The sequence below is a fragment of the Staphylococcus croceilyticus genome (genome assembly GCF_002902575.1).
Classification (GTDB): Bacteria; Bacillota; Bacilli; order Staphylococcales; family Staphylococcaceae; genus Staphylococcus; species Staphylococcus croceilyticus.
In genome coordinates, this window is sequence record NZ_PPRD01000087.1 from 18,566 (window position 1) to 33,713 (window position 15,148).

The 15,148-nt window shown below is 32.1% G+C and carries 15 protein-coding genes; 14 read left to right on the forward strand and 1 reads right to left on the reverse strand.

Annotated elements, in window-relative coordinates; genetic code table 11:
- Positions 1 to 266 precede the first annotated feature (266 nt).
- The 6 genes from CD128_RS09805 to recO are packed head-to-tail and all read left to right on the forward strand — an operon-like array spanning position 267 to position 4,128.
- Entirely contained in the window at positions 267 to 1,214 is a 948-nt protein-coding gene (locus CD128_RS09805; protein WP_103329734.1) for a PhoH family protein, read from the forward strand.
- Positions 1,215 to 1,676 carry an rRNA maturation RNase YbeY gene (ybeY, locus tag CD128_RS09810; RefSeq protein WP_103329735.1) on the forward strand — a complete coding sequence of 154 codons (462 nt, stop codon included), beginning with the start codon at positions 1,215 to 1,217 and terminating at the stop codon, positions 1,674 to 1,676. It begins immediately after the preceding gene.
- Between the two features lie 7 nt (positions 1,677 to 1,683).
- Positions 1,684 to 2,019 carry a diacylglycerol kinase family protein gene (locus CD128_RS09815; RefSeq protein WP_103299128.1) on the forward strand — a complete coding sequence of 112 codons (336 nt, stop codon included), beginning with the start codon at positions 1,684 to 1,686 and terminating at the stop codon, positions 2,017 to 2,019.
- A gap of 21 nt (positions 2,020 to 2,040) precedes the next feature.
- Positions 2,041 to 2,445, forward strand: a complete 405-nt coding sequence (cdd, locus tag CD128_RS09820; protein ID WP_103329736.1) for a cytidine deaminase — start codon at positions 2,041 to 2,043, stop codon at positions 2,443 to 2,445.
- Complete coding sequence (era, locus tag CD128_RS09825) at positions 2,446 to 3,345, forward strand: GTPase Era (RefSeq protein WP_103299126.1); 900 nt, start codon at positions 2,446 to 2,448, stop codon at positions 3,343 to 3,345.
- A 30-nt stretch (positions 3,346 to 3,375) separates the two neighbouring features.
- Positions 3,376 to 4,128 (forward strand): DNA repair protein RecO, encoded by a 753-nt coding sequence (recO, locus tag CD128_RS09830; protein WP_103329737.1) that lies wholly within the window; start codon positions 3,376 to 3,378, stop codon positions 4,126 to 4,128.
- A gap of 64 nt (positions 4,129 to 4,192) precedes the next feature.
- Here recO and CD128_RS09835 read toward each other — a convergent pair whose 3' ends face one another.
- Positions 4,193 to 5,584, reverse strand: a complete 1,392-nt coding sequence (locus CD128_RS09835; protein ID WP_103299102.1) for a glycine--tRNA ligase — start codon at positions 5,582 to 5,584, stop codon at positions 4,193 to 4,195.
- Between the two features lie 335 nt (positions 5,585 to 5,919).
- On the opposite strand from CD128_RS09835, the gene CD128_RS09840 reads away from it, so the two are divergent.
- From CD128_RS09840 to CD128_RS09875, 8 genes are all read left to right on the forward strand, one after another.
- A complete protein-coding gene (locus CD128_RS09840; RefSeq protein ID WP_103329738.1) occupies positions 5,920 to 6,543 on the forward strand; it encodes a helix-turn-helix transcriptional regulator in 624 nt (207 codons plus the stop codon).
- Between the two features lie 11 nt (positions 6,544 to 6,554).
- Entirely contained in the window at positions 6,555 to 7,370 is an 816-nt protein-coding gene (locus tag CD128_RS09845; protein WP_103329739.1) for a pyruvate, water dikinase regulatory protein, read from the forward strand.
- Between the two features lie 60 nt (positions 7,371 to 7,430).
- On the forward strand, positions 7,431 to 9,242 hold the full coding sequence (gene dnaG / locus CD128_RS09850; RefSeq protein WP_103329740.1) for a DNA primase: 1,812 nt from the start codon (positions 7,431 to 7,433) through the stop codon (positions 9,240 to 9,242).
- A 409-nt stretch (positions 9,243 to 9,651) separates the two neighbouring features.
- Positions 9,652 to 10,758, forward strand: a complete 1,107-nt coding sequence (gene rpoD / locus CD128_RS09855) for an RNA polymerase sigma factor RpoD (RefSeq protein WP_103298679.1) — start codon at positions 9,652 to 9,654, stop codon at positions 10,756 to 10,758.
- Positions 10,759 to 10,896: 138 nt separating this feature from the next.
- Positions 10,897 to 11,586: a tRNA (adenine(22)-N(1))-methyltransferase gene (locus CD128_RS09860; RefSeq protein ID WP_103329741.1), complete on the forward strand. Its 690-nt coding sequence runs from the start codon at positions 10,897 to 10,899 to the stop codon at positions 11,584 to 11,586.
- Positions 11,576 to 12,676 carry a Nif3-like dinuclear metal center hexameric protein gene (locus CD128_RS09865; protein ID WP_103329744.1) on the forward strand — a complete coding sequence of 367 codons (1,101 nt, stop codon included), beginning with the start codon at positions 11,576 to 11,578 and terminating at the stop codon, positions 12,674 to 12,676. Before CD128_RS09860 ends, CD128_RS09865 begins: the two co-directional genes overlap by 11 nt.
- A 42-nt stretch (positions 12,677 to 12,718) precedes the next feature.
- Entirely contained in the window at positions 12,719 to 14,065 is a 1,347-nt protein-coding gene (locus CD128_RS09870; RefSeq protein ID WP_103329742.1) for a DEAD/DEAH box helicase, read from the forward strand.
- Between the two features lie 9 nt (positions 14,066 to 14,074).
- Complete coding sequence (locus CD128_RS09875; RefSeq protein WP_103329743.1) at positions 14,075 to 14,965, forward strand: deoxyribonuclease IV; 891 nt, start codon at positions 14,075 to 14,077, stop codon at positions 14,963 to 14,965.
- The last annotated feature ends 183 nt before the right edge of the window (positions 14,966 to 15,148 follow it).

Consider the following 15,148-nt stretch of genomic DNA (forward strand, 5'->3'; position numbering starts at 1 on the left):
AAAATTTATAAATTAATGTTCTTCATATTATTAATACTAGAATTGAGCAATATTCTACCATGTATAAAACCTATTACATTTGTATCCTTTAACATTGTTTAGTAAAATTTATATGAAAGATAGTATTACTATAAGTAACTATTTAATATTAACTATTTAGAAATCCGTTAAGTTTTATAATACATTTTCAAAGAAAATTAGAGTTATAATTAATATTATCAATTTAAATTATTAAATATATTGTATTTGTGAAAAGGAGCGCTTGTATGCCAGGAATAATTCAAATAGACGACATTAATCAGTCTCAAGCTTTAATAGGTAATAATGATGAACATTTAAAAGCTATTGAGGAAGCGTTTGATGTCGTGATACATGCTCGTGGACAAGAAGTTGCTGTAAAAGGTCAGGTAATAGAGCATGTTGAAAAAGCAGAATTAGTTCTAAAAAATTTAATAAAAGTAATTGAATTGGGAAACTCAATTACACTTAAAGATGTTGAAGCTGCTATTAAAATGGCACAAAATGATACAATTCAATATTTACTAGATTTATACGATGAAGAAATTACTAAAGATGCATTTGGTAAAACTATTCGTGCTAAAACAATGGGACAAAGATTATATATCAACGCGATGAAACGTAATGATTTAGTCTTTGGTATCGGTCCAGCAGGTACTGGTAAAACCTTTTTAGCGGTTGTCTACGCAGCTAAACAATTAAGAAAAGGGAATGTTAAACGTATTGTCTTAACACGACCTGCTGTTGAAGCTGGAGAGTCTTTAGGTTTCTTACCAGGCGATTTAAAAGAAAAAGTTGATCCTTATTTAAGACCTTTATATGATGGTTTAAATACTGTGTTAGGAAGAGAACAAACTGCTCGCTTTATTGAGCGTGGTACAATTGAAATTGCACCTTTAGCATACATGCGTGGACGAACATTAGATGATGCGTTTGTTATCCTTGATGAAGCGCAAAATACTACACACGCACAAATGAAGATGTTCTTAACTCGATTAGGCTTCGGTTCTAAAATGGTTGTCACTGGCGACCAAACGCAAATTGACTTGCCTAAAGGTGTAAAAAGTGGTTTGAAAGAAGCCGTTAAAAAATTACACGGTGTAAAAGGCATTAATATTATGCAGTTAGACCAAAGTGATGTAGTAAGACATCCATTAGTAAGTAAAATTATTGATCGATATGAAGGAGACATTTAAATGTTTACAATTGATTTTAATGATCACACTGGACTTGTCAAAGAGGATTGGTATCAACAAATTGATGACTTACTCAATTTTGCAAAAGATCAAGAAAATATCAAAGAAGAAGCTGAACTTTCAGTTACCTTTGTAGATAAAAATGAAATCCAAGATATTAACAAAACTTATCGTGATAAAGATAAAGTTACAGATGTTATTTCATTCGCTTTAGAAGAAGATGAACCTGAAATTTCAGGTATGGATATTCCACGTGTATTAGGCGATATTATTATCTGTACTGATGTAGCTCAAGAGCAAGCAGATAGCTATGGACACTCATTTGAACGCGAACTTGGATTTTTAGCATTACACGGATTTTTACATTTGTTAGGTTATGATCATATGAATGAAGAAGATGAGAAAGAAATGTTTGGCCGTCAAGATACAATATTAAACGCCTATGGATTGACTAGAGATTAATAGATTTATAAATAGATTTAAGTACACTTTTGATGGTTTTAAAACGCTTCTTATAAAAGATCATAATTACTTATTGCATATGATTGTTGCGCTAATTGCAATTATTTTAGGATTCGTGTTTCATTTAAATCGATTCGAATGGATGTTTATAATACTAGCGATTGTTTTAGTACTCACGTTAGAAGCAGTTAATACTGCAATTGAGTGCGTGGTCGATTTAGTAACCATGGATTATCATGAACTTGCTAAACAAGCGAAAGATATAGCAGCGTTTAGTGTGATGTTAGTCTCTATCTTTGCATTGATTATAGGATTAATTATTTTTATTCCACATATTTTTTAGGTGGAAAAGGGGATGAGGTAAATGAGTTATCAATCGCATTATTTTCAAGAAGCAAGAGAAGCACAAAAACGTGCCTATGCACCATATAGTAAATTCAAAGTCGGTGCTTATTTAAAAGCGAAAGATGGTCGCACATTTTATGGCGCTAATGTGGAAAATGCAGCATATCCATCTAGCATATGTGCCGAAAGATCAAGCCTAGTCGCAGCAATTGCAGAAGGCTATAGACCTGGGGACTTTAAATCTATTACTGTCACAGTTGATGCAGACAAACCGTCATCACCATGTGGCACTTGTAGACAAGTATTAAAAGAATTATGTGATGATGATATGCCAGTGTATATGACAAATCACAAGGGAGAATTATTAGAGTCAACGGTAGCAAAATTATTACCTCATGGCTTCTCAGGAAAGGATTTAGAATAAATGACAGAACATAAGTCAGGATTTGTTTCTATTATAGGAAGACCAAATGTTGGTAAATCAACATTTATGAATAGAGTAATTGGACATAAAATTGCGATTATGTCAGATAAAGCTCAAACAACACGTAATAAAATTCAAGGTGTGATGACAAGAGATGATGCACAAATCATCTTTTTAGATACACCGGGTATTCATAAACCTAAACATAAATTAGGTGATTACATGATGCGTGTTGCTAAAAATACACTTTCAGAAATTGACGCTATTATGTTCATGGTAAACGTTAATGAAGAAATTGGACGTGGCGATGAGTACATCATGGAAATGTTGAAAAATGTCAAAACGCCAGTATTTTTAGTGCTAAATAAAATAGATTTAGTGCACCCAGATGCATTAATGCCAAGAATTGAACAATATAAAGAATATATGGACTTTACTGAAATCGTGCCAATTTCAGCATTAGAAGGGTTAAACGTTGATCATTTTATAGATGTTTTAAAAACATACTTACCTGAAGGGCCGAAGTATTATCCAGATGATCAAATTTCTGACCACCCAGAACAATTCGTAGTAAGTGAGATTATTCGTGAAAAAATCTTGCATTTAACGAGTGAAGAAATTCCACATGCGATTGGTGTAAATGTAGATAGAATGATTAAAGAAAGCGAAGATCGTGTTAGAGTTGAAGCGACAATTTACGTAGAACGCGATTCTCAAAAAGGAATTGTAATAGGTAAAGGTGGAAAAAAACTCAAAGAAGTCGGTAAACGCGCTCGTCAAGATATCGAGATGCTACTTGGCTCAAAAGTATATTTAGAACTTTGGGTTAAAGTTCAAAAAGATTGGCGTAATAAAGTGAATTTTATTCGTCAAATGGGTTATATTGAAGACCAAGATTAAAAATAGTTAGATTAGGGGCCGGTGAAGGAAATGCTCGAAAGACAAAAAGGGATTATTATTAAATCAGTTGACTATGGTGAATCTGATAAAATTATCACTATTTTAAATGAATATGGTGCTAAAATTCCTTTAATGGTTAGACGTGCTAAAAAATCAAGAACTGGCCTACAAGCCCATACGCAATTATTTGTGTATGGCTTATTTATTTATAATAAATGGCGCGGTATGGGGACTTTGTCTTCAATTGATGTCATTAATCAGTATTATGACTTACGTTTAGATATCTTTAATAGTAGTTATGCAACACTTTGCGCAGAAACGATTGATCGCTCGATGGAGCAAGATGAAGTGTCACCATATCATTATCAATTATTACATTTTGTATTGGAAAAAATAGAAGAAGGTGACTCTGCTCAATTAATGTCAATCATTGTATTATTAAAATGTATGAGCCGATTCGGTTTCACAGCTTTCTTTGACCATTCAGCAATTTCTGGAGATACAGACCAATCTCAACTAGTAGCATATAGCTTTAGACTTGACGGTACAATTACTGAAAAAGAACTAACACAAGATCCTCATGCTTTGCGCATTTCGAATAAAACATTTTATTTACTAGATGTTCTTCAAAAATTACCAATTAATAAAATGAATCATTTCAACATTAAACAAGATATTTTAGATGAGATGTCAGAATTACTTATTATGCTTTATAGAGAGTATGCAGGTATGTATTTCAAAAGTCAGAAACTTATAAATCAATTAAAACGGCTTGATGAATAGTCTAAAATCTAAAAAACCACACTTAAACAGATAAGAATGTTTAAGTGTGGTTTAATTTTAGTTATTAAAATGCTACTTTTTCAGCTAAGAATGTTTCTAATTCTGAAATAGGCATACGTACTTGTTCCATAGAATCTCTATCACGAACAGTTACTTGGTTATCTTCTAATGAATCGAAGTCGAAAGTGATACAGTATGGTGTACCGATTTCATCTTGACGACGGTAACGTTTACCGATTGATTGAGATTCATCAAAGTCAACAGAGAATTTAGCGCTTAATTGTTCGAAGATTTTAATTGCTTCTTCTGATAATTTTTTACTTAATGGTAACACTGCAGCTTTATATGGCGCTAAAGCAGGGTGGAAGTGCATAACTGTACGTGCATCTTTACTTCCTTCTACACCTTCTTCTTCATATGCATCACATAAGAAAGCTAATGTAACACGGTCAGCACCTAATGATGGTTCAATACAATATGGAACGTATTTTTCATTTGTTTCAGGATCATGGTATTTGAAATCTTCACCTGAATGTTCACTATGTTTTTTCAAGTCAAAGTCTGTACGACTAGCGATACCCCAAAGTTCGCCCCAACCAAATGGGAAACGATATTCGATATCTGTAGTTGCATTAGAGTAGTGAGATAGTTCTTCTTCATCATGGTCACGTAAACGCATGTTTTCCTCATTAATATTTAAGTCTTTTAACCATTGGCTAGCAAATGTTTTCCAATAGTTTTGCCATTCGATTTCTTCACCAGGTTTACAGAAGAATTCTAATTCCATTTGTTCAAATTCTCTTGTTCTGAAAATGAAGTTACCTGGAGTGATTTCGTTACGGAAAGATTTACCAATTTGACCAATACCGAATGGTAATTTTTTACGCATAGAACGTTGTACATTTTTGTAGTTTACAAAAATACCTTGTGCAGTTTCCGGACGTAAGAAAAGCTCATTAGTAGAGTCTTCAGTTACACCTTGGAAAGTTTTAAACATTAAATTAAATTGACGAATATCTGTCCAATTTGCTGTACCACTAACAGGACAAACAATGCCTTCGTCGTCGATGATTTTTTTCATTTCATCGAAGCTTAAGCCATCAGCAATAAAGTTTTCATCGCCTTTTTCTTTTTGCATGTAGTCTTCAATTAATTTATCTGCACGGTAACGAATTTTACTATCTTTATTATCAATCATAGGGTCATTAAAGTTACCTAAGTGACCAGATGCTTCCCAAGTTTTAGGGTTCATTAAGATAGCAGCATCAATACCAACGTTAAATGGTGATTGCGTAATGAATTTTTGCCACCAAGCTTTTTTAACGTTATTTTTTAATTCAACACCTAATGGACCGTAATCCCAAGTGTTTGATAAACCACCATAAATATCACTACCAGGGAATACAAATCCTCTGTGTTTCGCTAATGATACGATTGTATCCATATCTTTAACCATATAATCTCTCCTTTTTAAATAAAAAACGCCCCAAGACAATAAATAAATGTAAAATCACATTTATTATTATCTTGGGACGAGTTAATTGATTTATCTATATAAAAATAATATAGTTTAAACTAATTTTTAACCCGCGGTTCCACCCAATTTAGTGTAGACACTCGCTTTTATGAATTTAATGATTAGGCCAAGTTATGTTGTTAAGCTCACACCGTCCTTAACTCGCTTAATATTAGTTTAATTCATTGATGATTTATAAGCAAGGATTTGTATGCATTTGTAGGTGTATAAATAAATAGGTATAATAGAAATGAATTTAAAAGGGGTGAAGACCTATAGAACTGAGTAAACGTCAAGAACAGATAATCGAAATTGTTAAAACTGGTGGCCCAATCACTGGAGAGCATATCGCTGAAAAATTACAACTTACTCGTGCTACTTTACGTCCTGACTTAGCTATCCTTACAATGTCAGGATTCCTTGAAGCTAGACCACGTGTTGGCTATTATTATTCTGGTAAATCAAAAAATAAAATTTTGAGTGACCAATTACGTCAATATATCGTTAAAGATTATATGTCACCACCTGTCATTGTGAAAGAAAATATGAGCATTTACGATGCTATTTGTACAATCTTTCTTGAAGATACAGGTACATTATTTATTACTAACGAGAATAATGATTTTATAGGTGTTTGTTCAAGAAAAGACTTATTACGTGCATCTATGATTGGTGAAGACATTCATACAATGCCTGTTGGAGTTAATATGTCTCGAATGCCTAATCTTACTTTTTTAGAGGAACACGAATTAGTCATTTATGCAGCAGATCAAATGATTGAAAAAGAAATCGATTCTATCCCAATTGTTAGAAAAAAAGAAAATAATAAATATCAAGTAGTAGGTCGTATTTCTAAAACAACAATAGCGAAATTATTCGTATCATTATTTAAAGAATAGGTGGTATAACGATGGAAGATATAAAGATTATCATCGCATCCGACTCGATTGGGGAAACTGCAGAACTTGTAGCAAGAGCATGCGTTTCTCAATTTAATCCCAAAGAATGTAAACATGAATTTTTGAGATATCCATATATTGAGACATTTGACAATATCGACGAGGTTATACAAGTTGCTATTGATCAAGACGCTATTATAGTTTATACACTTGTTAAACCAGCAATGAAAGGTTATATGGAAGAAAAAATCGAGAATCATCAACTTAAATCTGTAGATATTATGGGGCCATTAATGGGATTATTAAAAGACTCCTTTAATGAAAACCCATATAATCAACCTGGCAGAGTACATCGATTAGATGACGCTTACTTCAAAAAGATAGATGCCATTGAGTTTGCGGTTAAATATGATGATGGTAAAGACCCTAAAGGCTTACCAAAAGCAGATATTGTGTTGATAGGTGTTTCAAGAACATCAAAAACGCCATTATCTCAATACTTAGCACATAAAAGTTATAAAGTAATGAATGTGCCAATTGTACCGGAAGTCACGCCACCAGAAGCTTTATTTGATATAGATCCTTCTAAATGCATTGCACTTCGTATTAGTGAAGATAAATTAAATCGAATTCGCAAGCAACGATTAAAGCAATTAGGATTAAGTGATTTAGCTAGATATGCAAATGAAGCTCGTATCAAAGAAGAAATTCAATTTTTTGAAGACATTGTTGAACGCATTGGATGTCCGGTAATTGATGTTTCTGATAAAGCTATTGAAGAAACTGCGAATGATGTGCTTCACATTATAGAACAACAAGCAAAATAATTTTAATTTTTAAGCGATAAAGGTATAATATTATGACTAATATTTAATAGGTGATTTATTTTGCGAATTGAACAGTCAGTTATTAATGAAATAAAAGAAAAAACAGATATTCTAGATTTGGTTAGTGAATATGTGAAATTAGAGAAGAGGGGACGCAATTACATCGGTTTGTGTCCTTTTCATGATGAAAAAACGCCATCTTTTACAGTTTCCGAAGATAAGCAAATTTGTCATTGTTTTGGTTGTAAAAAGGGCGGAAATGTTTTTCAATTCACTCAAGAAATTAAAGACATCTCATTTGTTGAAGCAGTTAAAGAGCTAGGTGAACGTGTTAATATTCAAGTTGATGTTGGTAATACTAGTCAACAAACTACGCAAATTGCTTCAGACGATTTAAGTATGATTGAAATGCATGAAAGCATTCAAGAATACTATATGTACGCCTTAATGAAGACGGTTGAGGGTGAAGAAGCGCTTAATTATTTAATGAAGCGTGGATTTACTGAAGAACTGATTAAGTCACGTGGTATAGGTTATGCTCCGAATAGTTCTCATTTTTGCCATGATTTCTTAGAGAAAAAGGGCTATGATATTGAACTTGCTTATGAAGCAGGTTTATTATCACGAAATGAAGAAAACTTCAGTTATTACGACCGTTTTAGAGACCGTATTATGTTTCCGCTAACGAACGCACAAGGCAGAATTGTTGGCTATTCCGGACGAACTTATAATAATCAAGAACCTAAATATTTGAATAGTCCTGAGACACCCATTTTCCAAAAAAGAAGATTACTCTATAATCTTGATAAAGCTAGAAAGTCTATTCGTAAAAATGATGAAGTGATATTACTTGAAGGATTCATGGATGTTATTAAGGCAGATTATTCCGGTCTTAAAACTGTAGTGGCAAGCATGGGTACTGCTTTATCAGATGAGCATATTACTGTTCTTAAAAAGCTCACTTCTAATATTACCCTTATGTTTGATGGGGACTTTGCAGGTCAAGAGGCTACGCTTAAAACAGGCCAAACCTTGTTGCAACAAGGGCTAAATGTGTTTGTTGTGCAGTTACCTAAAAACATGGACCCAGATGAATATATTACAAAATACGGAAAAGAGAAGTTTCTAGAATTTGTTAATAATGAGAAAAAGTCATTTATTTTATTTAAAGTAAATAGTCATAAAGATGAAATTAATAATAATGACTTAGCTTACGAGCGATATCTTAAAGAAGTGACACAAGATATCGCAATGATGAACTCTTCTATCTTGCAAAAGAAAGTGGTTCAAGATGTAGCTGATATATTTAACGTTGATCCAAATACATTAACTAATGATGTTAATTATCAACAACAATATATACCGAATGACGTCTATTATCCATCTGATTATGAAAATCAATATAATGATTATAATGCCCCAAATATATCGGCGATTTTCACGCATCTCAATAAGCAAGAAAAAGCGCAACGAGCTTTGCTTAAGCATTTTATGAATGATAAAGATGTCTTTTTAAATTATCAAAAGGAACTCGAAGATGAAGATTTCACTAATAAATATTTCCAAAGTATTTATCAACTTTTAAAAGAGTATTATGCTGAAAATGATAAATACGCGATTAGTGATATTATCTTATATGTAGATGATAATGATGTGCGAGAAGCAGTGATTGCCTTGGATAATTATGAATTAAATAATGAACCTTATGATAACGAGATTGATGATTATATTAAAAGTATAAATGAACATAAATATGAAGACTCAATTGAAGAATTAAATCATAAATTGCGTGAAGCTTCACGCATAGGCGATGTTGAAATGCAAAAATACTACTTAGGACTAATCGTAAATAAAAATAAACAAAGAATGTAACAAATGGGTTTTATAAATAAATAAGACTAAAAGAAAACCCTTCTCAACCGAGAAAACAAAATGCGTAATGAAGGGAGTTTACTATCTGTAAATGAGCAAATTACGCATGAGTTGCCGAAGAGTGAAAGGGTTTGCCATTAGTCTGTTATATTGAAATATTTTAATATAGTATTTCTATTTAATAACCATTATTGTATAATGGTTATTATGCGCTTTTAATGGGTAAATATGTACCATAAATTAAATGAGAATCAACTTTATCTAATTAAATTTATTTCACAATATATTATTTTGAATTGCTACATGTTAAAATTATTGTGAAATTTTATTTATATTTTTTCTATTATATTGAATTATTATAGAATAAACCCTTAATTGAAAGTTTATATTAAAATTGGGAGGCCTTTTCATGTCTGATAACCAAGTTAAAATTAAAAAACAAACAATTGATCCGACATTAACATTAGAAGATGTTAAAAAACAATTAATTGATAAAGGTAAAAAGGAAGGTCATCTTAGCCATGAAGAAATTGCTGAGAAGCTACAAAACTTCGACATGGATTCAGATCAAATGGATGATTTCTTTGACCAATTAAACGATAATGATATCAGTTTAGTAAACGAAAAAGATAGTTCAGATACGGATGAGAAATTAAATCCGAATGATTTAAGTGCCCCTCCAGGTGTTAAAATTAATGATCCAGTAAGAATGTATCTAAAAGAAATCGGACGCGTTAATCTTCTTAGTGCTCAAGAAGAAATCGAATTAGCTAAACGTATTGAACAAGGTGATGAAGTGGCTAAATCACGCCTTGCAGAAGCTAACTTACGTTTAGTTGTAAGTATCGCTAAAAGATATGTTGGTCGAGGCATGTTATTCTTAGATTTAATCCAAGAAGGTAACATGGGTCTTATTAAAGCAGTTGAAAAGTTCGACTTTAGTAAAGGATTTAAGTTCTCAACTTATGCTACATGGTGGATTAGACAAGCGATTACACGTGCAATTGCAGACCAAGCACGTACTATTCGTATTCCAGTGCATATGGTAGAAACAATTAATAAATTAATTCGTGTCCAAAGACAATTATTACAAGATTTAGGTCGTGATCCAGCACCTGAAGAAATTGGGGAAGAAATGGATTTACCTCCTGAAAAAGTACGTGAAATTCTTAAAATTGCTCAAGAACCAGTATCACTTGAAACACCAATTGGTGAAGAGGACGACAGTCATTTAGGTGACTTTATTGAAGACCAAGAAGCGCAAAGTCCTTCAGATCACGCAGCATATGAATTATTAAAAGAGCAGTTAGAAGATGTATTAGATACGTTAACTGACCGTGAAGAGAACGTTCTCCGCTTAAGATTTGGTTTAGATGATGGTAGAACTCGTACACTAGAAGAAGTAGGTAAAGTCTTTGGCGTTACAAGAGAACGTATCCGTCAAATTGAAGCCAAAGCGCTTAGAAAACTTAGACATCCAAGTCGTAGTAAACGTCTTAAAGATTTCATGGACTAATCATTGATTTGATGATTTAAAGTGAAAAATTCTAAAGACAAATAGAGTTTTATTAAATCTAAATATGACTCGGATATGAAGATAGAGGCTAAGACAATATCATGTCCTGGCCTCTTTTTATAGTAAAAGGAGTTTATTATGATTAATTTAAACGAAAGATTAAAAGCTGTAAGTCGATATTTATTACCTGGTATGATGGCAGATGTTGGGTCAGATCATGCTTATTTGCCTATCTATGCACTCCAAAATAGTCTTTGTCAAACAGCTATAGCAGGTGAAGTGATTAAAGGTCCTTTTGAAGCTGCACAAAGAAATGTAACAGAATATCAATTTAACCACCTAATTAATGTTCGTTTAGGCGATGGGTTAAGTGTGATTAATCAAGATGATAACGTTCAAAATGTTACTATTTGCGGTATGGGTGGCCCTCTAATTGCTAAAATTTTAAATGAGGGTAAAGATAAATTAGAGAACCATCCTCGTTTAATTTTACAAAGCAATATCCAAACTGAAGTATTACGTCAAACATTACAAAACTTAAGTTATGAAATTATTGCAGAAGAAATTATTGAAGAAAAAGGTCACATATACGAAATAGTTGTAAGTGAATATAACGATAATATTGAATACCTAAATAAAGTTAATTTAAAATTCGGACCTAAATTAATTGAACATAAAACATCTATTTTTTACAAAAAATGGCGTAGAGAATTAGAGGCATTAGAACACATTCGTAAACAATTGAATTCAGAAGTTCATCATGAGAGACTTAAAGAGATAGAAAATGAAATATCACTGATTAAAGAGGTGCTAGATGATGAAAATTAAGCAATTAATGTCTGTAATTAATAAGAATGTTCCTTTAAATACTGCAGAAGAGTGGGATAATGTAGGTCTATTGATTGGAAGTAATGATAAGGAAATCACTGGCATATTGACTACTCTGGATTGTACTGATTCTGTAGTTGATCAAGCTATAATGAAAGGGTTTAATACGATAATTGCTCACCATCCCTTAATTTTCAAAGGAATTAAAAATATTACTGATGATGGATATGGTAAATTAATTCGTAAAATTATTTCTAATGATATTCAGCTTATTGCTTTGCATACTAATCTTGATAATCATGTTGACGGCGTTAATGAAATGCTTGCTCAAAAATTAAATCTACAAAATATTAATTTTTTAAATAATGAACAAGAAACGTATTATAAAGTGCAAACTTATATTCCAAAAGAAAATGTTGAAGACTTTAAGGATAGTCTAGATCGTGCCGGTCTAGCGCAAGAAGGTAATTACGAATATTGTTTTTATGAGTCAGAAGGAAGAGGACAATTTAAACCAGTCGGAAATGCTAATCCTCATTTAGGACAAATTGATAGTATTGAATACGTAAATGAAGTAAAAATAGAGTTTATGATTAAAAATCATCAACGATTTTTAGCTGAAAATACGATTATTGAAAATCATCCGTATGAAACACCCGTTTATGACTTTATTAAAATGACCAAAACTGCTAATTATGGTTTAGGTAAAATTGGCGAAATAGCTGAACCTATTGCAATCAAAGACTTTGTAAAGCAAGTGAAACAACAACTTCAAATTCCTAGCGTCAGATTCGCCGGTGATGAGAATGCTATTATACGCAAAGTAGCAGTTATTGGTGGTGCTGGCATTGGCTTTGAACAAATGGCTTATGCTAAAGGAGCAGATATCTTTATTACTGGAGATATTAAACATCATGATGCTTTAGATGCCAAAACGGATGGTATTAATTTACTAGATATTAATCACTATAGTGAATATGTTATGAGAGATGGACTTAAAGACTTATTAAATCAATGGTTGTTTGAATTCAGTATTGATTTTAAAATTGAATCCTCTGATATTAATACTGATCCTTTCACTTATATGTAACAAAAAAATATACTACAAGAATGATACAAGGAGGCAAAATCGATGCCAAATCATCCATTTGAATTATTTAATTTAGATTCAAAATTAATCGATGCTGTTAAAGACCTTAATTTTGAAAAACCAACTGAAATACAAAATAGAATTATTCCAAGAATTAAAAAGGGCGTTAATTTAATCGGTCAATCACAAACAGGAACTGGTAAATCTCATTCCTTTTTATTACCTTTAATGGATTCAATTAATCCAGAAGTTCAAGAACCCCAAGCTATTGTTGTGGCGCCAACACGTGAATTAGCACAACAATTATTCCAAGCTGCTAGTCATTTAGCAAAATTCAAAACCGATGTAAAAGTAAGCTTATTTATCGGCGGTACGGATATTGAAAAAGATAAACAACGTACTAATATTCAACCACAATTAGTTATTGGTACGCCTACACGAATCAATGACTTAGCTCAAAGTGGTCATTTACATGTACATCTAGCATCATATCTAGTAGTGGACGAAGCAGACTTAATGATTGATTTAGGTTTAATCGAAGACGTAGACTATATTGCAGCTCGCTTAGATAATGAAGCAAATATTGCAGTATTTAGCGCTACCATTCCGAAATCACTTCAACCATTTTTAAATAAATATTTAAATAATCCAGATTTCGTAGTCGTTGATTCTAAATCTCAAAATAAGAAGAATATTGAATTTTATTTAATTCCTACTAAAGGTACAGAAAAAGTTGAAAAAACACTTCAATTGATTGATATATTAAATCCTTATTTATGTATCGTATTCTGTAATAGTAGAGACAATGCTAATGAATTAGCTGATTCACTCAATGAAGCTGGCATTAAAGTCGGTATGATTCACGGTGGTTTAACGCCTAGAGAGCGTAAACAACAAATGAAACGTATTCGTAATTTAGACTTCCAATATGTCATTGCTAGTGATTTAGCATCTCGTGGGATCGATATTGAAGGCGTAAGTCATGTTATCAACTTTGATGTCCCGAAAGATATTGATTTCTTTACACACAGAGTTGGTAGAACAGGTCGCGGCAATTATAAAGGTGTAGCTATCACAATGTATAGTCCTGATGAAGAACACAATATCTCTTTAATTGAAGATAAAGGCTATCATTTTGAAAATGTTGACGTCAAAAATGGCGAGTTAACACCGATAAAAGCTCATAATGTTAGACGTAAACGTGAAAGAAAAGACGATCACTTAACAAATGAAGTCAAACATAAAGTCAGAAGTAAAACTAAAAATAAAGTTAAACCAGGTTATAAAAAGAAATTCAAACGTGAAGTTGAAAAAATGAAACGTCAAGAACGTAAACAATATAGTAAGCGTCAAAATAGACAACAAAGAAAGAATAATAAAAAAGGATAGGTGAATAGCATGTTAATTGGTTCTCACGTATCAATGAGTGGCAAAAAAATGTTAGAAGGTTCTGCTGAAGAGGCACATAAATATGGCGAATCTACATTTATGATTTATACTGGTGCACCACAAAATACACGTAGAAAAAGTATTGAAGACTTAAATATTGAAAACGGCCATAAAGCAATGGAACAATATGGTTTATCTAATATTGTAGTACATGCGCCATACATTATTAATATTGCCAATACTACTAAACCTGAAGTATTTGAATTAGGCGTAAACTTTTTACAAAATGAAATTGAACGCACGCAAGCTATCGGTGCTAAAGATATTGTTTTACATCCTGGCTCTCACGTTGGTGCTGGTGCAGATAAAGGTATCGAACAAATTATTAAAGGATTAAATGAAGTACTTACACACGATAATGATGTGCGCATTGCGCTTGAAACTATGGCTGGTAAAGGTTCAGAAGTAGGTCGTAACTTCGAAGAAATCGCACGTATCATCGACGGCGTGACTCATAACAATCGTTTATCTATTTGTTTCGATACATGTCATACACATGATGCTGGCTACAATATTAAAGAAGACTTTGATGGTGTATTAAATGAATTTGATAAAATTATTGGATTAGACCGAATCAAAGTCGTGCATGTTAACGATAGTAAAAATGAACAAGGCGCTCACAAAGATAGACATGAAAACATTGGATTTGGTCATATTGGATTCGACGCGTTAAGTTATGTCGTTCATCATGATGCATTCAAAAATATTCCTAAAATCTTAGAAACGCCATACGTTGGTGAAGATAAGAAAAATAAAAAACCACCTTATAAATTTGAAATCGAAATGTTAAAATCTCAACAATTCGACCCAGATTTAAAAGATAAAATTCTTCAACAATAAAATATGATTTATTGATAAGTCTATTAAGAGGAAATTAAGTGTTAACACTTAGTTTCTTCTTTTATTTTCATAAGTCGTAAACATTACTATTTACAAACTGAATCAATAATTGTATAGTATTAAACGAGGTGAAATCATGAGCCAACCCGTATTTGAATTAAAAAATATTGATTACTTTTTCGA